Source organism: Kitasatospora sp. NPDC086801 (genome assembly GCF_044745805.1).
GTDB lineage: Bacteria > Actinomycetota > Actinomycetes > Streptomycetales > Streptomycetaceae > Kitasatospora.
Window position 1 is genome coordinate 1 of sequence record NZ_JBIVAX010000046.1, and the last position, 23358, is coordinate 23358.

Here is a 23358-nt window from a genome sequence, read left to right on the forward strand (position 1 = left end):
CAGGTACGACAAACGCGTGTACGTCTTTCTCGGCACAGTCACGGTCGCCGCACTGGCCATCTGGCTCCGCTCATGATCGCGCGGACAGAACCTAGTCCCGTTCCCGCCGTACCACTGCCGCCGGGCCCCGGAGCGACCGCTCCGGGGCCCGGCGGCTTTCCGGCCGCGCTCCCTTAGGCTCCTTGGCATGCATGACGTACAGCTCCTGGTCGAAGCCGTCGACTCACTGGCGGATCGTTTCCGCTCGCTGCCGCAGAGCAAACTGCTGGGTGCCGTGCCCGGGTACGAGTCCCGGGCGGCGGCCGCGTTGGCGCTGGCCCGGCGGCTGGCGGCCCTGGCGCTGGCGGCGGAGGGCGGGCCGGAGCGGGAGTTCCCGGAGGCGGGGGCGTTCGCGGTGGGCGACCAACTGGCCGTCGCCGGGCACGATCTGGCGGCCGCGCTCGCGGCGCTGCCCGAGGACGCGGAGGTGGCGCTGCCGGAGGGGCCGGAGGCGGTCTCCGAGGTGCTGGCCGGCGCGGTGGCCGGGGTGCGTGCGACGGCGGCGCTCTGCGGGTAGACGTCCGGACACACCGAAGGCCAGCCGGGTCGGTAACCCCTTGACCCGGCCGGCCTTCGGTGTGCTGTGGTGCGCCGCGCTGCTGGGGCGGCGTCAGATGCTGGCGACCACCCGGTCGGCGAGGACGTAGACGGCCTCCTCGTCGGTGGAGAAGGTCAGCGAGTACGAGCCGGAGAAGCGCGAGCCGCCGAGCAGTCGGACGTGCTCACCGGCACGGACCGCGTCGATCAGCCGGTAGGCGGCCTCCCGGTCGCCCGGGGCTACGCAGAGCGTGGTGCCGTCGGCGAAGGCGTACACGTCCAGGGTGCCCAGCGGGCCCGGGCGGACGTCGATCAGGGCGACGGCCTCGTCGGCGAGGGTGGCCAGCCGGGTGTCGGTCCACTCGCGGGACGGCGCCTGGCTGGGCACGAAGTCGGGGTGGGAGGGGTGGCGGCGCGGGTCGGGTGCGGCGACCGGGGCGTCCTCGACGGCCGGGTCGGCGTCCAGCAGCCCGGCCTCCAGGCCGGTGGCCAGCAGGTCGGCCTCGCGGCGGGCGCGGGCCTCTCCGGTGGGCTCGGCCGAGGCCGAGGCGGTGCCGGTGCCGGTGCCCTGGCCGGGGCGCAGCGGCGAGCCGCCCTCGGGGCCGGGCTCGGTGGGGCCCTCGTTGATCAGGTCCTCCAGCGCGGAGCGCAGCGCCTCGCCGAACTCCGGGTCCATGGTGCCGGCGTTGTCGGCGGCGTCCTGCGGGCCGGTCGGGCGGGGGAAGAACAGCGGCCACTCGTCGGTGCTGGCGAACGGGCCGGTGTACGGGGAGTCGAACAGTGGTGCGTCCTCGGCCGCGCGGGCCTCCTGCTCGGCCCAGAACGCCCGGGCCTCGGTGATCTCCCGCTCGCGGTCGGCGGCGAGGGCCTCGGTGACGGCCTGGCGTATCGCGGCCTGGTCCACCGGGACGGGCACGGCCTGGGCCGCGGCCTGCGCGTCCAGCCGACGGGAGAGTCCCCGGAGGTGGAGCAGCACGGCGGTCGACACGGTGATCAGGATCAGCAGCAGGATGGTGTAGACGGCGCTCACGGAACGTACTCCTAGGGAGGAGCGGAACGGGGTTACGTGTCCACACTGCCGCATCCGGGGGTGTTACCGCAGTGGCGAATGTCTAATTTGTGGGGGACTTTCGCTCTTGTCCCCAAATTGTTAGGTAACACCGTTCTACGCAGTGGAGTTGATCCGCTCCGCAGTGTCGATTTCCGAGCCGAAAACGAGCGAAAAGAGGGCCGGATCGACCTCGCGATGTGATCCGGCCCTCAATTACTCACTGTCACTCCAAACGGGTGGTCCAGACCCTTCCGGGGTGGCCCGGCGAGGTCAGCTGAGGCGCTCGATCACCATCGCCATGCCCTGGCCGCCGCCGACGCACATGGTCTCCAGGCCGAACTGCTTGTCGTGCCACCGCAGGGAGTTGATCAGGGTGGTGGTGATCCGGGCGCCGGTCATGCCGAACGGGTGGCCGACGGCGATCGCGCCACCGTTGACGTTCAGCTTGTCCAGGTCGATGCCGAGATCCCGGTAGGACGGGATCACCTGGGCGGCGAAGGCCTCGTTGATCTCGACCAGGTCGATGTCGTCGATGGTCAGGCCGGCCCGCCGCAGCGCCTGCCGGGAGGCCTCGACCGGGCCGTAGCCCATGATCTCGGGGGAGAGCGCGCTGACGCCGGTGGAGACCACCCGGGCGAGCGGGGTGATGCCCAGCTCGCGGGCCTTGGTGTCGGACATGATGACCAGCGCGGCGGCGCCGTCGTTCAGCGGGCAGCAGTTACCGGCGGTCACGGTGCCGTCCGGACGGAACACCGGCTTCAGGCCGGAGACGCCCTCCAGCGTGACGCCGGCGCGCGGGCCGTCGTCCTTGCTCACCACGGTGCCGTCCGGGAGCGTCACCGGGGTGATCTCGCGCTCCCAGAAGCCGGCCTCGATGGCGGCCTCGGCGAGGTTCTGCGAGCGGACGCCGAACTCGTCCTGCTCGGCGCGGGTGATCCCCTTGAGCGCGGCCAGGTTCTCGGCGGTCTGGCCCATCGCGATGTAGGCGTCCGGCAGCAGGCCGTCCTCGCGCGGGTCGTGCCACTCCCCGCCGCCCTCCTCGGCGCGCTCGGCGGTGCGGGCCCGGGCCTCGTCGAAGACCGGGTTCGTGGTGCCCGGCATGCCGTCCGAGGTGCCGTTCACGCTGCGCGAGACGGTCTCCACGCCGGCCGAGATGAAGACATCGCCCTCGCCCGCCCTGATCGCGTGCAGTGCCATCCGCGTGGTCTGCAGCGAGGACGAGCAGTAGCGGGTGACGGTGGCGCCGGGCAGGTAGTCCATGCCCATCTGGACGGCCACGATGCGGGCCAGGTTGTGGCCCTGCTCGCCGCCGGGCAGGCCGCAGCCCAGCATCAGGTCGTCGATCTCGCGCGGGTCGAGCTGCGGGACCTCGGCCAGCGCGGCCTGGATGACGTGGGCGGTCAGGTCGTCGGGGCGGACGTCCTTGAGCGAGCCCTTGAAGGCCCGGCCGATCGGCGAACGGGTGGCGCTGACGATGACGGCTTCGGGCATGGCGGGCTCCTCGCTGGGTGACGGCGGACTGACGTCCGGGAGGAAAGTTACCGCCTGGTAGATCAGGCGTCACCCGTCCCGGCATGTGAGCTGGCCGACGTGTTGCCGGCCTCTGGAGCGGCTCCTTCCCCGGCCTCCCCGGGCGCCCACGAGCCGGGCAGCCCGACCCGCAGCCGGTGGCGCAGCAGCGCCCAGCGACGGCCGGCGCCCTCCGCCTCGACGGCCGCCACCTCGGTGCCCGAACGCCCGGCCGCGGCGGCTGCGGCCATCGCCACCGGCAGGACCGCCCCGCCCGGCACGGGGGCGGCCGGGTGCTCCTCCTCCGGCCAGAGGCCGAGCGCGGCGCACACCGAGGGCAGCACGGCCATCGCGGCCGTCGCGTAGCCCTGGGCGGACGGGTGGTAGCGGTCGGCGGCGAACATCTCCGGGCGCGCCGCGAACTCCGGGCCCAGCAGCGAGCCCAGCGAGACCGTCCGGCCGCCGGCCTCCACGACCGCGATGGTCTGCGCGGCCGCCAGCTGCCGGCTCAGCCGGCGGGCCACCCAGCGCAGCGGCGGGCGCACCGGCTTGATCGTCCCGAGGTCCGGGCAGGTGCCGACCACCACCTCGCAGCCGTTCGCCCGCAGCGCCGCGACCGCCTCGCCGAGCTGGCGGACGGCCAACTGGGCCGGGCTGTGCCGGGTCACGTCGTTGGCGCCGATCATGATCACGGCGACGTCCGGGTGGTGCGGCAGCGCCTGCTCCAACTGGCCCGAGAGGTGGGCGGAACGGCCGCCGGTGCGGGCCACGTTGACCAGCCGGACCGGGCGCTCGGCCACCGAGGCCAGGCCCGCGGCGAGCAGCGCGCCCGGAGTCTCCCGGGCCCGCAGCACACCGAGGCCGGCGCCGGTGGAGTCGCCGAGGACGGCCAGCACCAGCGGCGGCTGCGCGGCGGCGGAGCTGTCGGCGAAGGCCTCGCCGTAGACGCCGTCGGCCTTGGGCGGATCGCCCTCCAGCACGCCGATGGCCTGGATCGCCAGCTTGCTCTCGGTGAGCAGCACGCCCACCAGGCCCACGCCCAGCAGGCCGAGCCCGCCGCCGCCGTACGCCGCCGCGGTGGCGATCCGGCGGGCCACCCGGGCCCGCGAGTCCTGTGCCCCTGGCATCCGATGCCCCCTTCGCGTCCTCGTGCCGCCCCCTCCGGGGCCATGGCGATGCCTGCACCCCCCTCCTACCCGCGTGGGGGCCGGGGCTACCTGCGGGGCTGGGCCGTTGGGGGAGAACGGCAGGTGGCGGGCCGTCGCGCGGGGTCGGAGTGAGGGGCGGGTGGGGCGGAAGGGCGGGCTGGGGCGGGCGGCACGCCCTAGGCTTTGCAGTACCGAAAGCACTCGCATGCCCACAACCGGGAGGACCCCCGTGCGGTACCACAACTCGATCATCGACCTCGTCGGCAACACGCCGCTGGTCAAGCTGAACAAGGTCACCGAGGGCATCAGTGCGACAGTGCTGGCGAAGGTCGAGTACTTCAACCCCGGCGGCTCGGTGAAGGACCGCATCGCGATGCGCATGATCGAGGCCGCCGAGGCCTCGGGCGCCCTGAAGCCGGGCGGCACCATCGTCGAGCCGACCTCCGGCAACACCGGGGTCGGCCTGGCGATCGTGGCCCAGCAGAAGGGCTACAAGTGCATCTTCGTCTGTCCGGACAAGGTGTCCACCGACAAGATCAACACCCTGCGCGCGTACGGCGCCGAGGTGGTCGTCTGTCCCACCGCCGTGGCCCCCGAGCACCCGGACTCGTACTACAACGTCTCCGACCGGCTCGTCCGGGAGACCCCGAACGCCTGGAAGCCGGACCAGTACTCCAACCCGGACAACCCGGCCTCGCACTACCACTCCACCGGCCCGGAGCTGTGGGAGCAGACCGAGGGGCGGATCACCCACTTCGTGGCGGGCGTCGGCACCGGCGGCACCATCTCCGGCACCGGCAACTACCTGAAGGAGGTCTCGGGCGGCAAGGTCAAGGTGATCGGCGCCGACCCGGAGGGCTCGGTCTACTCGGGCGGCACCGGCCGGCCGTACCTGGTCGAGGGCGTCGGTGAGGACTTCTGGCCGACCGCCTACGACCGCGACGTCGCCGACGGCATCGTCGCCGTCTCCGACAAGGACTCCTTCCAGATGACCCGCCGCCTGGCCAAGGAGGAGGGCCTGCTGGTCGGCGGCTCCTGCGGCATGGCCGTGGTGGCCGCGCTGGAGGTGGCCAAGGACCTGGGCCCGGACGACGTCGTGGTGGTGCTGCTGCCGGACGGCGGCCGCGGCTACCTGTCCAAGATCTTCAACGACGACTGGATGGCCGACTACGGCTTCCTGCCCTCGTCCACCGACGAGGCGCACATCGGCGAGGTGCTGGCCCGCAAGGACGCCATCGAGCACGAGGGCATCCCGCAGTTCGTTCACATGCACCCGAACGAGACGGTCGCCGAGGCGGTCCGGGTGCTGCGCGAGTACGGCGTCTCGCAGATGCCGGTGGTCTCCCCGGGTGCCGGGCACCCGGACATCATGGCCGGCGAGGTGATCGGCTCGGTGGCGGAGAAGCTGCTGCTGGAAGGCGTCTTCGCGAAGGAGATCGAGCTGACCGACACGTTGGACCGGGTGATGTCCAAGCCGCTGCCGGTCGTCGGCTCGGGCGAGACGGTCACCAACCTGATGACCGTGCTGGAGAAGGCGGACGCCGCCGTGGTGCTGGTGGAGGGCAAGCCGCAGGGCATCGTCACCCGCCAGGACCTGCTGGGCTTCCTCGCCGGTCGCGCCGCGCACTGACCCCGTCGGCCCCGCCCCCGGCTCCCGGGCCCGGTCGGCGGGGCGGCCGAGGGTTCGTCGACTCTTCGCCCGTGGTTCGCCCACGGGAGAAGTGGTACACCGGTGTCACCTGCCCGCAGCACGTGGTTAACAACGGTCCGGCATCGTGGTGGTCAACGGCAAGACGCCGAGCGAGACGACGGCAACCATCCGGGAGCGGCTCCCCGGCGGACGCGGTCGGCTCCGGACACGTCGGGCGGTCCTGACCCGGCCCGCCGTGCCCGCCCTCCAACCCGGCAACGGGGGAGAGGGGCCTCCGCGGGAGGCGCCGTCGTCCCGCCCCTGCCCGGCTGCGGCCGGTCGACAGGGTGCGGCGGCTCCCGTGGCACTACGCGCCGCACGGCGCGTCTCCGCGGCTCCCGGGTGGGGGAGCCGAGGCGGAGAACGGCAGGGCCGGTCCTTCTCCGAGGGGCCGGCCCTTCCCGTACGCTCACACGCATGACCAGCACTGAAACCACCCAGGACGAACCGCGTTACGTCCGGCTCAAGATCGAGCTCATCGCGGAGATCACCGACGAGGGCGCGCTCAAGGCGGCCGCCCTGAAGCAGGTGACCGAGGACGAGTACCTCGACGACGACGAGCGTGCCCAGTCCGTCGACGCCATCGAGGTGGACCCGTCGGGTTCGCTCGCCCACTTCATCGACCCGGTGGCGCTGCTCGGCGACGTGCCGGGCGTCGAACTGGCCTCGGCGACCTGGGAGTCGGCGCAGACCGAGTTCGACCCCGAGACCGAGGAGTGGGACGAGTACGTGGTGGACGAGTCCGCCGAGTAGCGGCCTCGCCCCGCCGCCTCGCCCCGCGGCCTCGTCACCGCTCGTGAACGCCCGGTCTGCCGTGCAGGCCGGGCGTTTCGTCCCTGTTCGCTGGGAAGTTGGGTCATCTCATACGATCGCTTACCCTTCGATGGTGGAACCGTGAACGGGCGGATTGCGTTTCTGTATCCGTAAATGCCCGGATGATCAGCAGGGAGACGCGACGTGACGGCACGGGACGGCCAGGGGCGGGCAGGCGGAGGCAACTGGAGCCGGCGCGGAGTGCTCGCGGGCCTGATCGGGGCGCCGGTCCTGCTGCTCGCGGCCTGCAACGACACCAAGAGTGCCGACGCCAACGGTTCCGGCGGCTCGGGCGGCTCGGGCGGCTCCGGCGGAACCCCGGGCACCGGCTCCGGCTCCGGCGGGACCAGCAGCGCGCCGAAGACCTCGGCCGCCGTCATCACCGTCACGCCCGCGGACGGCGCCGCCGCCGCCAGCTTCAGCGAGCCGGTCAAGGTCACCGTCAGCAACGGCACCCTGGGCACCGTCAAGGTCGCCGACTCCACCGGCAAGGAACTGGCCGGCCAGCTCGCCTCCGACGGCGCCAGCTGGACCTCGGCCGCCGCCCCCGCCAGCGGCACCAAGTACACCGTGGCCGCCACCGCCCTCGACAAGGACAAGCTGGAGGCGGACGCCAACGCCACCTTCACCACGGCGACCCCGGCCAACACCTTCGTCGGCTACTTCACGCCCGAGGACGGCTCGGTCGTCGGCGTCGGCATGCCCGTCTCGATCAACTTCAGCAAGCCGATCACCGACCGCAAGGCCGTCCAGCAGGCGATCACCGTGATAGCCGAGCCGGGCGTCGAGATCGTCGGGTACTGGTTCTCCAGCACCCGCCTCGACTTCCGGCCGCAGGAGTACTGGGCCAAGGGCACCAAGGTCACCCTCAAGCTCCGGCTCAAGGACGTCGAGGGCGCCAAGGGCGTCTACGGCACCCAGTCCAAGGACGTCCGCTTCACCATCGGCCGCGCCCAGACCAGCGTCGCCGACCTCGCCACCAAGAAGCTCACCGTCACCACCGACGGCCAGGTCAGCGCCGTCTACAAGATCTCCGGCGGGGCGCCCGACCACCGCACCTGGGGCGGCAAGATGGTGATCTCCGAGCAGTTCCAGCAGACCCGGATGAACTCGCAGACCGTCAACCTCGGCAGCGAGTACGACATCGCGGACGTCCCGCACGCCCAGCGGCTCACCACCTCGGGCACCTTCATCCACGGCAACTACTGGTCCTCGCCGTCGATCTTCGGCGGCCAGAACACCAGCCACGGCTGCATCGGCCTGCAGGACGCCAAGGGCGCGCAGGACGGCAGCACGGACGGCTACAAGTTCTACAAGAGCTGCATGATCGGCGACGTGGTCGAGGTCGTGAACTCCGGCGACAAGACCGTCGCACCGGACAACGGCCTGAACGGCTGGAACCTCGGCTGGGCCGCCTGGAAGGCCGGCAGCGCCGTCTGACGCCGGGCCCGACCGGCGGGCCGGTCACCCGAGGTGACCGGCCCGCCGGAACGGCCACGGGCGGTCAGCCCTGCGTGCGGGCCACGCCGATCGGGCAGGAGGCGCCGGTGCCGCCGAGGCCGCAGTAGCCGTTCGGGTTCTTGGCGTCGGACAGGTACTGCTGGTGGTACGGCTCGGCCGGGTAGAACGGGCCCGCCGGGGCGATCTCGGTGGTGATCGGGCCGTAGCCGAGCGCGGTCAGGGCCGGCTGGAAGGCGTCCCGGCCGGCGGCCGCGGCGGCGGCCTGGGCGGGGGAGTGGGTGTAGACGGCGGAGCGGTACTGGGTGCCGACGTCGTTGCCCTGGCGGTTGCCCTGGGTCGGGTCATGCGCCTCCCAGAAGGTCTTCAGCAGCCGCTGGTAGGAGACCAGCGAGGGGTCGAACACCACCCGGACCGCCTCGGTGTGCCCGGTCAGCCCGCTGCACACCTCCTCGTACGTCGGGTGGGGGGTGTAGCCGCCCTGGTAGCCGACCAGCGTCGTCCAGACGCCGGGCAGGTGCCAGAACGTCCGCTCGGCGCCCCAGAAGCAGCCCAGCCCGAAGTCGGCCACCTCCAGACCGTCCGGGTACGGGCCGGTGAGCGGGTGGCCGAGCACGGTGTGCGGCTCGCGCAGCGCGAAGCCCGGCGACTCCCGGCCGGGCAGCGCCTGGTCGGCGGGAACGAGCGAGGTCTTGTGGCGGTTGAACAGCACGGCCTGCTCCAGCGGGGCAGGGAGGGTTGCGCAGGGTTCAACGCGGCGGGCCGCCCCCGGATTCCGCCGCGGCCCGGGTTCGCGGCGGGCTGGGACGTTCCGGAGGGCGCCGGGCCGTACGGCCACTAGGCTCGACCCATGACCGAGCACCAGCTTCCCCAGGGCTTCGAGACCCTCGCCATCCACGCGGGTCAGGAAGCGGACCCCCAGACCGGGGCCGTCGTCACGCCGATCTACCAGGTGTCCACCTACAAGCAGGACGGGGTGGGCGGCCTGCGGGGCGGCTACGAGTACAGCCGCAGCGCCAACCCGACCCGCACCGCGCTGGAGGAGTGCCTCGCGGCGCTGGAGGGCGGCGCCCGCGGCCTCGCCTTCGCCTCCGGCCTGGCCGCCGAGGACACCCTGCTGCGCACCATCCTCAAGCCGGGCGACCACATCGTGATCCCCAACGACGCCTACGGCGGCACCTTCCGGCTGTTCGCCAAGGTGCTGACCCGCTGGGGCGTCGAGTTCTCCGTCGCCAACACCCAGGACCTGGCCACCGTCCGCGCCGCGCTGCGCCCCAACACCCGCGCGGTCTGGGTGGAGACCCCGTCCAACCCGCTGCTGGGCATCACCGACCTGGCCGCGCTCGCCGAGGTCGCGCACGGCGCCGGCGCGCTGCTGGTGGTCGACAACACCTTCGCCAGCCCGTACCTGCAGCAGCCGATCGCGCTCGGCGCGGACGCGGTCGTGCACTCCACCACCAAGTACATGGGCGGCCACTCGGACGTGGTCGGCGGTGCGCTGGTGCTGGCCGACGCGACCCTGGGCGAGGAGGTCGCCTACCACCAGAACGCGATGGGCGCCGTCTCCGGGCCGTTCGACGCCTGGCTGGTGCTGCGCGGCATCAAGACGCTGGGCGTCCGGATGGACCGGCACAGCGCCAACGCGGAGAAGGTCGCCGAGCTGCTGGCGAGCCACCCGAAGGTCAGCCAGGTGCTGTACCCGGGCCTGCCCGAGCACCCCGGGCACGGCATCGCCGCCAAGCAGATGAAGGCCTTCGGCGGCATGGTCTCCTTCCGGGTCCAGGGCGGCGAGGAGGCGGCGGTCGAGGTCTGCAACCGCGCGCAGCTGTTCACCCTCGGTGAGTCGCTGGGCGGCGTGGAGTCGCTGATCGAGCACCCGGGCCGGATGACCCACGCCTCGGTGGCCGGCTCGGCGCTGGAGGTGCCCGCCGACCTGGTGCGCGTCTCGGTCGGCATCGAGTCGATCGACGACCTGCTCGCCGACCTCCAGCAGGCGCTGGGCTGATCCTGCCGCGGCTGATCCTGTCGCGCGCTTGAGCCGGTCGGGCCGCTACTGCTGGCCCTGCTGGTCCGCCGTGTACGACTCCATCGCGTGGTTGAAGCGGGCCAGCAGGGCGCAGAACGCCTGCTGTTCCTCGGGCGGCCAGCCGGCCACCAGGCGGCGGGTCAACTCGGCCCGCCCGTCGCGGACTTCGGCCAGTCGGCCGGAGCCGACCGGGGTCAGTGCGAGGCGTACGGCGCGGCGGTCGGCCGGGTCCTGGACCCGGCCGACCAGCCCGCCCGCGACCAGCGGGGCGACCTGCCGGGTCACCGTGGAGGAGTCGACGCCGAGCGACTCGGCCAGCGCCTTGACGTTGGCGGGCCCGTGCCGCTCCAGGCGGTCGAGCAGCAGGTAGGCGGCCCGGTCCAGCGCGCCGACGCCGCCGCCGGTGGTCCGGACCTGGTCCATCCGGCGGGCGAACACCGCCAGCTGGTACTGGAGTCGGGCGTGCAGGGGGTCGGTGCGGTCGGTGGCCTGGGGCGAGGTCGTCGTCATCGCGGCTCACGATCGTCGTGCGGTGAGGGAGGCTCAGAAGCAGCAGCGTACGCGGGCCGAGCGGGCCCGGGAACAGCCCCGACATCCCGGATTGCCGGTGTCGACGGCCGTAGGCTGGCGTTATGCACAACTGGCCGGTCACCCTCGACGACGTCCGCGGCGCCCAGAAGATGCTCGCCGGAATCGCCCGGGTGACGCCGATGGAGGGTAGTCGGTACCTGTCCGGGCTGATCGGCTCGCCGGTCCACCTGAAGTGCGAGAACCTCCAGCGCACCGGATCGTTCAAGCTGCGCGGGGCGTACGTGCGGATCGCCGGGCTCTCGCCGGTGCAGCGGGCCGGCGGGGTGGTGGCGGCGAGCGCGGGCAACCACGCGCAGGGGGTGGCGCTGGCGGCCGCGCTGCTGGGGGTGCACTCGACCGTGTTCATGCCGGTCGCGGCGCCGCTGCCCAAGGTCGCGGCGACCCGGGAGTACGGCGCGCAGGTGCGGCTGCACGGCGCCACGGTGGACGAGGCGTTGCAGGCCGCCCAGCGGTACTCGGAGGCGACCGGCGCGGTGTTCATCCACCCCTTCGACCACTGGGACGTGATCACCGGTCAGGCGACGGTCGGGCTGGAGATCCTGGAGCAGTGCCCCGAGGTGCGGACGATCCTGGTCGGGGTGGGCGGCGGCGGTCTGCTGGCCGGGATCGCGGCGGCGGTCAAGCCGCTGCGGCCGGACGTCCGGGTGGTGGGGGTGCAGGCGGCGGGCGCGGCCGCGTACCCGCCCTCGCTGGCGGCCGGGCGGCCGGTGTCGCTGGAGCACTACGCCACGATGGCCGACGGGATCATGGTCGGCCGGCCCGGGGACATCCCGTTCGAGGTGGTCAACACGCTGGCGGACGGCGTCCGGACGGTCTCCGAGGACTCGCTGTCGCGGGCCCTGCTGCTCGGCCTGGAACGGCTGAAACTGGTGGTCGAGCCGGCCGGGGCGGCCCCGATCGCGGCGCTGCTGGAGCAGCCGGACTCCTTCGAGGGCCCGGTGGTGGCCGTGCTGTCCGGCGGCAACATCGACCCGCAGCTGATGCAGCGGGTGCTGCGGCACGGGCTGGCGGCGGCCGGCCGGTACCTGTCGCTGCGGGTGCGGCTGGCGGACAAGCCGGGCTCGCTGGCCGACCTGCTGGGGGTGCTGACCAGGCTGGACGCCAACGTGCTGGACGTCGCGCACGTGCGGATCGACCCGCGGCTGGGGCTGACCGAGGTCGAGGTGGACCTGCACCTGGAGACCAAGGGCCCGGAGCACTGCGCGGCCGTGGTCGGTGAGCTGCGGGACGCCGGGTACGTCGTCTCGGACTGAGGCGCCCGCGATCGAGGCGCCTGATGCCCCGGATATTGCGGGGTGGCTGTCGGTGGTCCCTGTCACGATGGCGGAGCCGTATCCCTTGACGCGATATATCGCGTGCTGCCAGACTCGCGATACATCGCGTTCTGTGCCCCGTGGGCGAAAACCGAGTCGCTCGTGTGCCCGAAATCGGAGCAGGGTGGGACAGATCGCCCATATTCGTCCGAGGAGATGAGGCAGGCCATGGCGCCAGCCATCCAAGCCGAGAACCTGGTGAAGACCTTCGGCGACGTACGAGCCCTGGACGGCGTCAGCCTCGACGTCCCCGAGGGCACGGTGCTCGGGCTGCTCGGCCCGAACGGCGCCGGCAAGACCACCACCGTGCGGGTCCTCACCACCCTGCTGCGCCCCGACTCGGGCCGCGCGGTGGTCGCCGGCGTCGACGTGCTCAAGCAGCCCGACAAGGTCCGCAGCCTGATCGGCCTGTCCGGCCAGTACGCGGCGGTCGACGAGTACCTGACCGGCTTCGAGAACCTCCAGATGGTCGGCGAGCTCTACCAGATGAGCGTCCGTCAGGCGAAGGCCCGCGCGCTGGAGCTGCTGGAGTGGTTCAACCTCACCGAGGCCAAGGACCGCACCGCCAAGACCTACTCCGGCGGCATGCGCCGCCGCCTCGACCTCGCCGCCGCGCTGGTCGTCCGGCCGCCGGTGATGTTCCTCGACGAGCCGACCACCGGCCTCGACCCGCGCAACCGGCTCGCGCTCTGGGAGGTCATCGAGACCCTGGTCGAGCAGGGCACCACGCTGCTGCTCACCACCCAGTACCTGGAGGAGGCCGACCGGCTCGCGCACGACATCGCCGTCGTCGACCACGGCCGGGTGATCGCCCGCGGCACCGCCGACCAGCTCAAGGCCCAGATCGGCGGCGAGCGGATAGAGGTCGTGGTGCACGAGCCGGGCCTGGTCGCCGACGCGGTCGCGGCGATGTCCGGGTACGCGCTGGGCGAGCCGGCCGTGGAGAAGAACACCCGCCGGATCACCGTGCCGGTCAGCGGCGGTGCCCGGGTGCTCGCCGACGCCATCCGCGAACTGGACGCCCGCGGCATCGAGATCGACGACATCGGCCTGCGTCGCCCGACCCTGGACGACGTCTTCCTCACCCTCACCGGCCACGTCGCCGAGGCGGTGGAGCAGGAGGACGACGCCGGCTCCAGGGGCCGTGGCCGGGGCAAGGGCGGGCCGCCCGCCGACGGGCCGGACGGCGCCGACGGCCAGGAACCGGACAAGCAGGCCGTCGCGGCCGGAACGGAGCGCTGAGATGAGCACCGCCACCGAGCACGCCATCGGCCAGGCGATGCCCAGGCAGCGCCGCGGCGTCGCCGCCACCCTGCACGACTCCTGGGTGGTCGCCAAGCGCAACCTGCGCCGGATGACCAGGATCCCCGAGATCGTGGTCTTCGGGCTGATGCAGCCGGTCATGTTCGTGCTGCTGTTCTCGTACGTGATGGGCGGGGCGATCAAGATCCCCGGGGCGAGCTCCAGTTCCGGCTCGTACATCCAGTTCCTGATGGCCGGCATCTTCGCCCAGACCGTCACCTTCGCCGTCGCCGGCGCCTCCGCCGGGATCGCGGAGGACATGACCAAGGGCCTGGTGGACCGCTTCCGCTCGCTGCCGATGGCCCGCTCGGCGGTGCTGGTCGGCCGCACCCTGGCCGACCTGTGCCAGACCGCGTTCACCGTGATCGTGCTGGCCCTGGTCGCGCTGCTGGTCGGCTGGCGGATCCACGACGGCGTGCTCAACGCGCTCGCCGCCTTCGGCCTGCTGCTCCTGCTCGGCTACGCGTTCTCCTGGATCGGCGCGCTGATCGGCCTCTCGGTGCGCAGCCCCGAGGCGGCCACCTCGGCCGGCCTGATCTGGCTGTTCCCGCTGACCTTCGTCTCCAACGCCTTCGTGCCGGTCAGCTCGATGCCGGGCTGGCTGCAGACGGTCGCGTACTGGAACCCGTTCAGCGCCACCGTGCAGGCCTGCCGCGACCTGTTCGGCAACCAGGTCGGCCCGGTGGACGACACCTGGCCGATGCAGCACGCCGCGCTGGTGTCGATGCTCTGGTCGGTGCTGATCACCGCGGTGTTCTCCTGGCTGTCGGTGCGCAAGTACCGCTCGGCCGTGGGCTGAACCGCGCCCGGTGCGCCGCGAGGGCGGCCGTGGAGTCCCTGGACTCCGCGGCCGCCCTCGTCGGTCGGTACGGCTCGGTCAGCCGGCGTGCGGCACGACCTTGACGATCTTCACCATGGCGGGCTTGCCGTTCGGCAGCTCGTAGGTGGCCTCGTCGCCGATCTGCTTGCCGTCGATCGCGCGGCCCAGCGGCGACTGCGGCGAGTAGACGTCCAGCGCGTCGGAGCTGGCGACCTCGCGCGAGGCGAGCAGGAACACCATGGTGTCGTCCTCGTCGCCGTCGAAGGCGACCGTGACGACCATGCCCGGGGCCACCACACCCGAGTCGGCCGGGGCCTCGCCGACCTTGGCGCGCTCCAGCAGCTGGGTCAGCTGGCGGATGCGCAGCTCGTACTTGCCCTGCTCCTCCTTGGCCGCGTGATAGCCGGCGTTCTCCTTGAGGTCACCCTCCTCGCGCGCCGCCTCGATCTTCTGGGCGATCTCGATGCGCCAGGGCCCGGTCAGGTGATCCAGCTCGGCCTTCAGCTGGTCGTAGCCGGCCTGAGTGAGCCAGGTCACGTTCTCACTGGTCTGGGTCACGGGTGCTCCTCGTAGGTGCTGGGGCTGTGCTGAGGGTGTGAGTCGTCAGCAGGGTTGGTGGTGATATCGGTCGTAACTACAAAGCAACGCCCGCTCCCGTACCATCCGGTGCGGAAGGGGCGAAACCACGAGCCTAACAAGTCCTGCCGACAAGCAGAAGGGTCGTTGGCGCGCCATTGACGTCGGCGTTGCGCCACGGTGTACAGCGACGGTGCGCCACGGTGTACGGCGACGGTGCGCGCCGGGCCGGGTGCGGGACTTCCTACGGATGCCCGTTCTCCCGATCGGTTATGCGCCGGGTGCCCGGCAGAGTACCGGTGGTGCCCGGCAGAGTACCGGTGGGAGGGGCGCGGTGCCGGTGCGACTCGGCGGGCGGGCCTCCTCGGAAGCCGGCCGGGCGGCCTACTTCTTCGCGGGCGTGCAGCCCAGCAGTTCGGCGGTGGTGCCGCGGGCGGTGGTCCGCAGGGTGACCACGGCGTCGTAGCTGGAGCCGCCGGCCGGCACCGGGAAGTCGGCCACCCCGACCACCGCGCCGTCCGCGCCCTGCGAGCGGACCGTGCAGCTGCCGGCCGTCCCGTCGCTCTTGCGCACCGCCAGGTGCATCTCGACCTCGGAGTCCGAGACCGCCTGGAAGGTCGGCACCGAGCCGTTGATCGTGGTCTCGCGCAGCAGGTAGGAGCCGCCCAGCCAGGCCACCAGGCCCAGGCCCAGCACGCCGCAGACCGCGCCGACCACCTTCAGCCGGCGGTCCGAGTCGCGGTCGCCGCGCCGGCCGTAGCGCCCTTCGGGCAGCTGCGGGGTGGTGGTGCTCGCGTTCATCGGACCCAGTCCTCTCCTGAGGGGAGGGCCGCGCGGGTGGTGCGGGGGGAATGCGACGCTCCTCCAGTCCGTCACTATAGGAGGGGCACGCCCACGGCCGGTCCGGCGGGGGCGGGGCTCGGCCGGGCCGGGGTACGTTCGCGGCCGGTCCCGCGGCGACGCGGCCCCGACGTGAGCGGCTCGTACGGTGGGCGGACCGGACTTCGCGGAACGCCCGATATGTGGAAGGAACGCAAGGCGTTGACTGAGCAGTTGCGACTGATGGCGGTGCACGCCCACCCGGACGACGAGTCCAGCAAGGGCGCGGCCACCATGGCCATGTACGTCGAGCAGGGAGTGGACGTGCTCGTGGCCACCTGCACCGGGGGCGAACGCGGGTCGGTTCTCAACCCCAAGCTCCAGGGGGACCCGTACATCGAGGAGAACATCCACGAGGTGCGCCGCAAGGAGATGGACGAGGCCCGGGCGATCCTGGGCGTCAAGCAGGCCTGGCTGGGATTCGTCGACTCCGGCCTGCCCGAGGGGGACCCGCTGCCCCCGCTGCCCGAGGGCTGCTTCGCCCTTCAGGACGTGAAGGAGGCGGCCGAACCGCTGGTCCGGCTGATCCGGGAGTTCAAGCCGCAGGTCATCACGACCTACGACGAGAACGGCGGCTACCCGCACCCCGACCACATCATGACCCACAAGATCACCATGCTGGCCTTCGACGCCGCCGGCGACCCGGACGCCTACCCGGAGGCCGGCGAGCCCTGGCAGCCGCTGAAGGTCTACTACAACCACGGCTTCCCGATGGGCCGCATCCGCGCCCTGCACCAGTACCTCACCGAGCACGGCCACGACTCGCCGTACGGCGAGTGGATCGCGGGCTGGGAGAAGAGCGGCCGCCAGGAGCGGGAGATCACCACCCGGGTGCGCTGCGGCGACTGGTTCGAGACCCGCGACCGCGCCCTGATCGCCCACGCCACCCAGATCGACCCCGACGGGCCGTGGTTCCGCGTCCCGCTGGACGTCCAGCGCGAGGTCTGGCCCACCGAGGACTACGAGCTCGCCCGTACCCTGATCGACGTGGACCTGCCGGAGGACGACCTGTTCGCCGGCCTGCGCACCCCCACCCTGGCGGTCGAAGCCGCCGACACGCGCGACTGAACCACCCCCCGGTGGCCCGGCTCCCCGTGAGCCGGGCCACCATAGAGATATGAGCGCCCCCGTGAACCTCGTCCACCTCGCCGCCGACCTCGCCGTCGACGACGCCAAGGTCACCCCCGGACTCCTCGGCTTCGTCGTCTTCGCCGCCCTCGGCGTGGCCACCTGGTTCCTGGCCAAGTCCATGAACCGGCAGTTCAAGAAGGTCGACTTCGCGGAGGAGCCGGAAGCCCCCAAGGAGTAGTGCGCGGGGGAGCCGCGGCCTCCCGGGCGGTAGCGCGCGAGGGTGTGCGACGGCCCCGGCGGGTGCGGGATCGGCGAAGCCGGTCCGAGCGGTCGCCGGACTTCGTACGATCGTGAGCCATGACATGGTCGTGGCACTCTGTGGTGCGCAGGGTGGGGTACGGGCTGGCCGTGACGGGCGTCCTCGCGGCCGCGGCGGCCGGGGTGGGGGACCCTGGCCCGCTGATCGTCGGCTCCGGGGTGGCGGCGATGGCCGCCGGGCTGTTCCCGGCACTCTGGGCCCCGGGCCGGGCCGGCGCGCTGGCCCCGTCGGTGCTGATCGCCTGCGCCGCCTCGCTGCTGGTGACCGCCTCGTACGGCGGGCCGGTGTCCGGCGGCGCCGAGACCTGGTGGCTGCTGGAGACCGTCGCACTGCTGGTGCTGGTCGTCCCCGCGGTGCGCCGGACCCGGGCGCTGACCGCCTTCGCCTTCGGATCGCTGCTGGTCGTGGCGGTCGCCCTGCTGCCGCTGCGGATCGGGCTCTGGGCCGACCCGCCGGCCCCGTCCGGGGTGACCGCCAAGCTCTGCCTGACCTCGGCCCTGCTGTCCTGCGCGGTGGTCGGCATCGGCTGCTACCTGCGGTCGCTGGACACCCGCGCGCGGGCGGCGGTGGCGGCCGAGCGGCGGGCGCAGCGCCTGGACCTCGCCCGCGACCTGCACGACTTCGCGGCGCACGACGTCACCGGGGTGGTGGTGCTGGCCCAGGCCGCGCAGGTGCTGGCGCAGCAGGATCCCCGGCAGGTGGTCGAACTGCTGGCGGGGATCGAGGCGGCCGGTCGGCAGGCGCTGGTCACCATGGACCGCACCGTGCAGGTCTTCGCCGACGACGACGCCGATCCGGGTGCGCGGGGGCGGTTCGGGGCGGGGCGGATGGCAGGGCGGGCGGCGGGGCGGGCGACGCCGGCCGGGCGCAGCCTGCGCCGTGATCTGAGCGAACTGCCGGTGCTGGCGGACCGGTTCACCCGCAGCGGATCCGCGCAGGTCCGGCTGGAGGTCCCGGAGGAGGCGGACCTGGCGGCGGTGCCGCCGGCGCTCAGCGGCCTGGGCTACCGGCTGGTGGTGGAGGCGCTGACGAACGTCCGTCGGCACGCGCCCTCGGCCCGGGGGGTGGAGATCGTGGTCGGTCCGGTCCGGCACGGCGGTCGGCGGGCGTTGCGGATCGCGGTCACCGACGACGGGGGGCCGGGTGGTGCGGGCGGTGAGGGTGCCGGGGGCGGCGCGGGCGGTGCGCTGGGCGGGGCGGAGCGGGAGGGTGGCGGCTTCGGCCTCGCGGGCCTGCTGGAGCGGGTGGAGGCGGCCGGCGGTGAGCTGGCGGCCGGGCCGGGGGTGGAGGGCGGCTGGCGGGTTCTGGCCGTGCTGCCGCTGGAGGGTACGGCCGGTCTCGGTGGTTGACCGGCCGGGGGCGTTGACCGGGGGCGTTGACCGGGTGCCGACCGGGTGGGCCGTCAGCCGGGGGTGCCAGTCGGGGTTGTGCGGGGCAGTACTCGGGGCGGTTCGGGACTGTTCGGGACTGTTCGGGACTGTTCGGGGCAGGCGGATGCAGATCGGCCTATCCGGAGGTTGATCCGGCCGGTCGGATGGGCCGATCGGCCGATGGTGGTGGGGCCCTGCTCCGGGCAGGATGGCGGCACGGCGACCAGGGGCGCGAGGTTTCCCGGGGTACCGCCGCGACGGATGTAACGGGATCGGGGGATCAGTCTGTGATTCGTATTGTCATGTCTGCCGATGATCTGGCTCGTGTACGAATTTCTGGCGATGTCGACCGGGACATGGAGGCCGTGCTCGCGCTGGAGGCGTGGCGGGTCGGCGGGGAGTTCTTCCGTCCGTGGCAACGGGCCGTCGGCGGGCGACTCGCACGCCAACCGGTGCTGACCGAGCGGCTGCGACGCCTTTCGGGAGCCAACGGTGGTTTCCGGGACGTTCTGCGGGCGTGGGCGAATGGCCGGATCGTGCCGCCCGGCCAGGAGGGGCGGTCGACGGTGCCGCGGGCCGACATCGCCGCCGCGGTGCGCGAGTTCCACCGGGTGGCACTGCTGCCCTGCTGGGCGGACGTCCGGGCCCGGCTGGAGGCCGAGCGGGACGTCCGCCGCCAGATCGCCGGCAGCGGCGGTGTGGACGCGCTGCTCGGCTCGCTGCACCCGCGGATCCGCTGGACCGCCCCGGTGCTGGAGATCCCGGCCGAGCGGGACGTCGAACTCACCCTCGCCGGGCGGGGGTTGCGGCTGGCGCCGTCGCTCTTCCTGCAGGGTGCCGGGGTGCTGCTGCGGCCCCGGCGCGACGAGCCGGACGAAGCCCCGACGCTGCTCTTCGCCATGTGCCCCGACCGGATCGGCGCTCCCGTGCTGGACGGTGCGCCGGAGGCGGCGGTGCCCGCGCGGCGGGGTGAGGAGCCGCTGGCGGCGCTGGTCGGCCGGACCAGGGCGGCGGTCCTGCAGACCTTGCTGGACGGCTGTACCACCGGCGAGTTGGCCGGTCGGCTCGGGGTGACGTCCTCGGCGGTCAGCCAGCACACCGCCGTGCTGCGGGCGGCCGGGCTGATCGACACTCGGCGCAGCGGCAACGGCGTGCTGCACACCGTCACCCCGTTGGGGCGGCTGCTGCTGCGCGGTGAGACGCGGTTCGGCGTGGCGGGTCCGCGATCGGTCGGAGGCCCCCGGCGGGTGCTGCTGTGAGGCTCCGGGCGGTGGACGTCCTCCGTGGGAGGCCTGCGCCGCCGGGCGGGCGCCAGCGGGTCGGGCGCGGTTGGTCGGGCCTGCCGGTCAGGCCCGGTTGCTCAGGCCCGACTCCCAGGCCCAGGTGGCGATGCCCACCCGGTTGCGGGCTTTCAACTTGCGTTGGAGGTTGGTCAGATGGGTCTTGACGGTGCTGAGGGAGATGAACAGTTCGGCGCCGATGTCGGAGTTGGTCAGCCCCTCGGCGACCAGGGCGGCGATCTCCTCCTCGCGGGCCGTCAGCGGCTCGACCGGGGAGCGGTCGACCCGGCGCGGACCGGTGAAGTGGTGCAGCAGGCGGGTGGTGATCTGCGGGCTGATCAGCGAGTCGCCGGCCACGGCCGAGCGGACCGCCTCGGCCAGTAGCGCGGGTCCGGAATGCTTGAGCAGGAAGCCGCAGGCGCCGTTGCGCAGGGCGGTGTGCACGTACTCGTCGAGGTCGAAGGTGGTCACCACGACGACCTTCACCTCGGGGGCGATGGCGGCCAGTCGGCGGGTGACCTCCAGTCCGTCCAGCTCGGGCATCCGGATGTCGGCCAGCAGGACGTCGGGCCGCAGGGTGCGGACCGTCTCCAGGGCGGCCAGGCCGTCCGCGACCTCGGCCACGACCTCCATGTCGGGCTGGGCCGTCAGGATGTGCCGGAACCCCTGGCGGACGCTCGCCTGGTCGTCCGCGATCACGACGCGCGTTTTCATGCGGTCATGATCGCACGGGTTTTCGGTGGCCTCCGATGCGTACGCCGGGATTCCGCCGTTTATGTGCCGGATTCAGTTCCCGCTTAACACGGTTGTCACATGGTCGGGCGGCTGGGAATGATGGTTCATGTCGGAACGGGAGGCCGGAACTTCGAAAGTTCCGGCGAGAACCGGAATTCAGTTCGGCGGAATGAGAAAAGGGGGTGGATGTGGCGTGGACGCGAAATACGAGTCGTATACGATTGCCGGCCCGGTGTGGTACGACGCCCTGGACCAGTGCGATGACCGGGACTCCCGGTTCGCGCCGGGCGGGGGCGCACTGCCCGACGGCTGGCGCAGTCGCACCCAGGGGGTGTGGGAGTGCCTGGCGCCGCCCGGCGCGCTGGAACTGCCGGAGCAGGGCTGGAAGGTCCACGTCAGTGCCACGCCCGACTCCGCCGAGGAGACGATCGAGATCGCCTGGCGGGTCTGTCGCCGGCTCGGGCTGCCGTGGAAGTACCTGCGCAGTCGGCTGGTGGTCACCGTGATGAACGCCAAGTACGCCGACCGGTCCGCCAGCGGCAAGGCCGTCACCGTCTACCCGCGCACCGCCGACGAGCTGGAGACCGTCCTCGCCGAACTGGACGAGGCACTGGGGGGCCGGCCCGGCCCGTACGTCCTCAACGACCTGCGCTGGAACGAGGGCCCGGTGTCGGTGCGCTACGGCGCCTTCACCCTGATGTGGTGCGAACTGCCGGACGGCACCAGGGTGCCCGCGGTCAAGGACCCGGACGGCAAGCTCGTCCCGGACGCGCGGCGCCCGGTCTTCACCGTCCCCGCGTGGGCCGGGACACCGGACTTCCTGGCCGAGCGGATCGCCGCCGGCGGCTCGGGCGCGGGGGCCGTGATCGGCCGCTACCGAGTGGTCAAGGCGCTGCACTTCTCCAACGCGGGCGGTGTCTACCTCGCCGAGGACGAGGACGGTCGACAGGTCGTCCTCAAGGAGGCCCGCCCGCACGCCGGGCTGGACGCCGCCGGGGCCGACGCGGTGACCCGGCTGACGGTCGAACGGGACGTCCTGGCCCGGATCGGCCACCTGCCGTTCGTGCCGACCCTGTTCGAGCACTTCACGGCCTGGGAGCACCACTACCTGGCCATGGAGTACATCCCCGGCGAGCCCTTCAGTGCCTGGCTGGGGCGGGAGTACCCGCTCACCAGGCATCGGCCGGAGGCGCGGACCCTGGCAGGCTTCGCCGAGCTCGCCGTGGCGCGGCTCACTCAGGTCGAGGAGTGCGTCGCGGCGCTGCACCGGGAAGGGGTGGCATTCGGTGACCTCCACCACCACAACATCATGATCCGTCCGGACGGCACCGTCGCGCTGATCGACTTCGAACTCGCGACGCCCCTCGACGCCACGCGCCAGGCTGCGCTGGGTGCCCCCGGTTTCATGGACCGAGCCATCACCGACGCCCGTGACGCCGACCTGTTCGCGCTCGGCTGTTGCCAACTCGCCGCCCTCGTCTCGTTGACCGCGCTCACCATGCGCAACCCGGCGGTCGTCACGCGGCTGCTGGACCTCGTCGAGGAGTCGTTCCCGGCGCTGCCGTCCGACTTCGTCGCCCGGATGACCGAACGGCTGGCCCTCTCCCCGGCGCTGCGCCCGCACCTCGCGGCCCGGCCCGCAGCCGGGGCCCCGTCGACGCTCACCGCCGCCGGGCTGCTGCGCGGCATCGACGGGGCAGCCACCCCCGGGCGGGCGGACCGCCTCCACCCCGGCGACGTGGCCGGGCTCCGTCCCGGTGGAGCGCTCGGGCTGGCGTACGGCGCGTCCGGCGTGCTGCTCGCCCGGCACCTGGCCGGTGCCGCACCGGACGAGGAGCACCTCGACTGGCTCGCCGCCGCTGTACGGCGTGCCCCCGCCGACACGCCCGCCGGGCTGTACGACGGGCTGGCCGGAGCCGGCTGGCTGTTCCACCGGCTCGGGCACCCGGACGCACCGAACGTGGTGGACCGCCTGCTGGCCGGTCCGCTGCCCGAGGCGCTGGGCCTCCACGGCGGGGTGACGGGCATCGCCCACCTGCTGCTGGAGGTCGGCGCCACCGACGAGGCGCTCGGCCTGGCGGCCAAGGCCGCCGGGCGGATCGGTGAGGCCGGACTGCTGGACCGGCCCGGGCTGCTGCGCGGCTGGTCCGGACCGGCGGTGCTGTTCGCCCGCTGCGCCCGGCTCACCGGAGACGCGGCCTGGGCCGAGGCCGCCGAGCGGGCCGTCCGCTGCGAGCTGCGACACGGCCGACTGGTCGACGGCATGCTGCAGATGCACAGCTCGAACCGCCTGCTGCCGTACCTGGCGGAGGGCTCTGCCGGGGTGGCCCTGGCCGCCTTGTCCTTACCCGCCGCGCAGGCCGAGGCGCTCGACGCCGACCGCGTGGTGGAGGCCGCGGCCCGGGCCGGTGCGGTCCGCGTGGTCGTCCACGGCGGGCTGTTCAACGGCCGGGCCGGACTCGCCTACGTCCTCGCCCAGGTCGCCGCCCGCCTGCCGCACTGGCAGGCCGAGGCGGAGGAGCAACTGCGACTGCTGGAGCTCCACCTGTCCCCCCATCAGGACGGACACGTCCTTCACGGGGACCAGCTGGTCCGGCTCTCGACCGACCTGGCCACCGGCTCCGCCGGCGCCCTCCTGGCGCTGGAAGCCGCCAAAAGCCCCGGGCAGGCCCTGCTCCCCGGCGCCCACCCCGTCAGCGGGTGGACGCCGGAGCGGGCGGAGCCCGGTACCCCGTCCCGGCGATTTGGTGTGGGGAGGTGACTGGTAATGGCCGACATTCTGGCCCTGCAGGAGCTCGACGAAGAGATCGTCATCGACGCCCCGTTCAGCT

Annotated in this window: 21 protein-coding genes; 13 read left to right on the forward strand and 8 right to left on the reverse strand. The window is 72.9% G+C overall.

Going from position 1 to position 23358, the window contains the following annotated elements; genetic code table 11:
* Positions 1 to 187 precede the first annotated feature (187 nt).
* Positions 188 to 556 carry a hypothetical protein gene (locus tag ACIPLC_RS32485; RefSeq protein WP_400476624.1) on the forward strand — a complete coding sequence of 123 codons (369 nt, stop codon included), beginning with the start codon at positions 188 to 190 and terminating at the stop codon, positions 554 to 556.
* A 93-nt stretch (positions 557 to 649) separates the two neighbouring features.
* On the opposite strand, the gene ACIPLC_RS32490 is transcribed toward ACIPLC_RS32485, so the two are convergent.
* The 3 genes from ACIPLC_RS32490 to ACIPLC_RS32500 all read right to left on the reverse strand — a co-directional run bounded on the left by ACIPLC_RS32490 (position 650) and on the right by ACIPLC_RS32500 (position 4263).
* Positions 650 to 1606 carry a hypothetical protein gene (locus ACIPLC_RS32490; protein WP_400476625.1) on the reverse strand — a complete coding sequence of 319 codons (957 nt, stop codon included), beginning with the start codon at positions 1604 to 1606 and terminating at the stop codon, positions 650 to 652.
* Positions 1607 to 1897: 291 nt separating this feature from the next.
* A complete protein-coding gene (locus ACIPLC_RS32495) occupies positions 1898 to 3118 on the reverse strand; it encodes an acetyl-CoA C-acetyltransferase (protein WP_400476626.1) in 1221 nt (406 codons plus the stop codon).
* 62 nt (positions 3119 to 3180) lie between these two features.
* Complete coding sequence (locus ACIPLC_RS32500; protein ID WP_400476627.1) at positions 3181 to 4263, reverse strand: SGNH/GDSL hydrolase family protein; 1083 nt, start codon at positions 4261 to 4263, stop codon at positions 3181 to 3183.
* A gap of 226 nt (positions 4264 to 4489) precedes the next feature.
* Here ACIPLC_RS32500 and ACIPLC_RS32505 point away from each other — a divergent pair, with 226 nt between their 5' ends.
* The 3 genes from ACIPLC_RS32505 (at position 4490) to ACIPLC_RS32515 (ending at position 8227) form a co-directional block, all read left to right on the forward strand.
* A complete protein-coding gene (locus tag ACIPLC_RS32505; protein ID WP_400476628.1) occupies positions 4490 to 5914 on the forward strand; it encodes a cystathionine beta-synthase in 1425 nt (474 codons plus the stop codon).
* A gap of 477 nt (positions 5915 to 6391) precedes the next feature.
* Positions 6392 to 6727 carry a hypothetical protein gene (locus ACIPLC_RS32510; RefSeq protein ID WP_400476629.1) on the forward strand — a complete coding sequence of 112 codons (336 nt, stop codon included), beginning with the start codon at positions 6392 to 6394 and terminating at the stop codon, positions 6725 to 6727.
* Between the two features lie 204 nt (positions 6728 to 6931).
* Positions 6932 to 8227 (forward strand): Ig-like domain-containing protein, encoded by a 1296-nt coding sequence (locus ACIPLC_RS32515; RefSeq protein ID WP_400476630.1) that lies wholly within the window; start codon positions 6932 to 6934, stop codon positions 8225 to 8227.
* A 64-nt stretch (positions 8228 to 8291) separates the two neighbouring features.
* Here the strand turns inward: ACIPLC_RS32515 and msrA are convergent, their stop codons facing one another.
* Entirely contained in the window at positions 8292 to 8957 is a 666-nt protein-coding gene (msrA, locus tag ACIPLC_RS32520) for a peptide-methionine (S)-S-oxide reductase MsrA (RefSeq protein WP_400476631.1), read from the reverse strand.
* 138 nt (positions 8958 to 9095) lie between these two features.
* On the opposite strand from msrA, the gene ACIPLC_RS32525 reads away from it, so the two are divergent.
* A complete protein-coding gene (locus ACIPLC_RS32525; protein WP_400476632.1) occupies positions 9096 to 10250 on the forward strand; it encodes a cystathionine gamma-synthase in 1155 nt (384 codons plus the stop codon).
* Positions 10251 to 10295: 45 nt separating this feature from the next.
* Here ACIPLC_RS32525 and ACIPLC_RS32530 read toward each other — a convergent pair whose 3' ends face one another.
* Entirely contained in the window at positions 10296 to 10781 is a 486-nt protein-coding gene (locus tag ACIPLC_RS32530) for a MarR family winged helix-turn-helix transcriptional regulator (RefSeq protein ID WP_400476633.1), read from the reverse strand.
* Between the two features lie 122 nt (positions 10782 to 10903).
* On the opposite strand from ACIPLC_RS32530, the gene ilvA reads away from it, so the two are divergent.
* From ilvA to ACIPLC_RS32545, 3 genes are all read left to right on the forward strand, one after another.
* Positions 10904 to 12115: a threonine ammonia-lyase gene (gene ilvA, locus ACIPLC_RS32535; RefSeq protein WP_400476634.1), complete on the forward strand. Its 1212-nt coding sequence runs from the start codon at positions 10904 to 10906 to the stop codon at positions 12113 to 12115.
* Positions 12116 to 12343: 228 nt separating this feature from the next.
* Positions 12344 to 13417 (forward strand): ATP-binding cassette domain-containing protein, encoded by a 1074-nt coding sequence (locus ACIPLC_RS32540; RefSeq protein ID WP_400476635.1) that lies wholly within the window; start codon positions 12344 to 12346, stop codon positions 13415 to 13417.
* 1 nt (position 13418) lies between these two features.
* Entirely contained in the window at positions 13419 to 14276 is an 858-nt protein-coding gene (locus ACIPLC_RS32545) for an ABC transporter permease (RefSeq protein ID WP_400476636.1), read from the forward strand.
* 78 nt (positions 14277 to 14354) lie between these two features.
* On the opposite strand, the gene greA is transcribed toward ACIPLC_RS32545, so the two are convergent.
* Both greA and ACIPLC_RS32555 read right to left on the reverse strand, forming a co-directional pair.
* Positions 14355 to 14855 (reverse strand): transcription elongation factor GreA, encoded by a 501-nt coding sequence (greA, locus tag ACIPLC_RS32550; RefSeq protein WP_400476637.1) that lies wholly within the window; start codon positions 14853 to 14855, stop codon positions 14355 to 14357.
* A gap of 402 nt (positions 14856 to 15257) precedes the next feature.
* Positions 15258 to 15674: a DUF4307 domain-containing protein gene (locus ACIPLC_RS32555; protein WP_400476638.1), complete on the reverse strand. Its 417-nt coding sequence runs from the start codon at positions 15672 to 15674 to the stop codon at positions 15258 to 15260.
* Between the two features lie 240 nt (positions 15675 to 15914).
* Between ACIPLC_RS32555 and mca the strand changes: the two genes are divergently transcribed.
* The 4 genes from mca to ACIPLC_RS32575 all read left to right on the forward strand — a co-directional run bounded on the left by mca (position 15915) and on the right by ACIPLC_RS32575 (position 19771).
* Positions 15915 to 16820 (forward strand): mycothiol conjugate amidase Mca, encoded by a 906-nt coding sequence (gene mca, locus ACIPLC_RS32560; RefSeq protein ID WP_400476639.1) that lies wholly within the window; start codon positions 15915 to 15917, stop codon positions 16818 to 16820.
* A gap of 49 nt (positions 16821 to 16869) precedes the next feature.
* Positions 16870 to 17061 (forward strand): hypothetical protein, encoded by a 192-nt coding sequence (locus tag ACIPLC_RS32565; RefSeq protein WP_400476640.1) that lies wholly within the window; start codon positions 16870 to 16872, stop codon positions 17059 to 17061.
* Positions 17062 to 17180: 119 nt separating this feature from the next.
* Positions 17181 to 18491 carry a sensor histidine kinase gene (locus tag ACIPLC_RS32570; RefSeq protein WP_400476641.1) on the forward strand — a complete coding sequence of 437 codons (1311 nt, stop codon included), beginning with the start codon at positions 17181 to 17183 and terminating at the stop codon, positions 18489 to 18491.
* Between the two features lie 377 nt (positions 18492 to 18868).
* The gene (locus ACIPLC_RS32575; RefSeq protein ID WP_400476642.1) at positions 18869 to 19771 is read left to right on the forward strand and encodes an ArsR/SmtB family transcription factor; all 903 of its coding nucleotides are present in this window, start codon (positions 18869 to 18871) and stop codon (positions 19769 to 19771) included.
* An 87-nt stretch (positions 19772 to 19858) separates the two neighbouring features.
* Here ACIPLC_RS32575 and ACIPLC_RS32580 read toward each other — a convergent pair whose 3' ends face one another.
* The gene (locus tag ACIPLC_RS32580; RefSeq protein WP_400476643.1) at positions 19859 to 20506 is read right to left on the reverse strand and encodes a response regulator; all 648 of its coding nucleotides are present in this window, start codon (positions 20504 to 20506) and stop codon (positions 19859 to 19861) included.
* 190 nt (positions 20507 to 20696) lie between these two features.
* Between ACIPLC_RS32580 and lanKC the strand changes: the two genes are divergently transcribed.
* Positions 20697 to 23288: a class III lanthionine synthetase LanKC gene (lanKC, locus tag ACIPLC_RS32585; RefSeq protein ID WP_400476644.1), complete on the forward strand. Its 2592-nt coding sequence runs from the start codon at positions 20697 to 20699 to the stop codon at positions 23286 to 23288.
* Positions 23289 to 23358 lie beyond the last annotated feature (70 nt).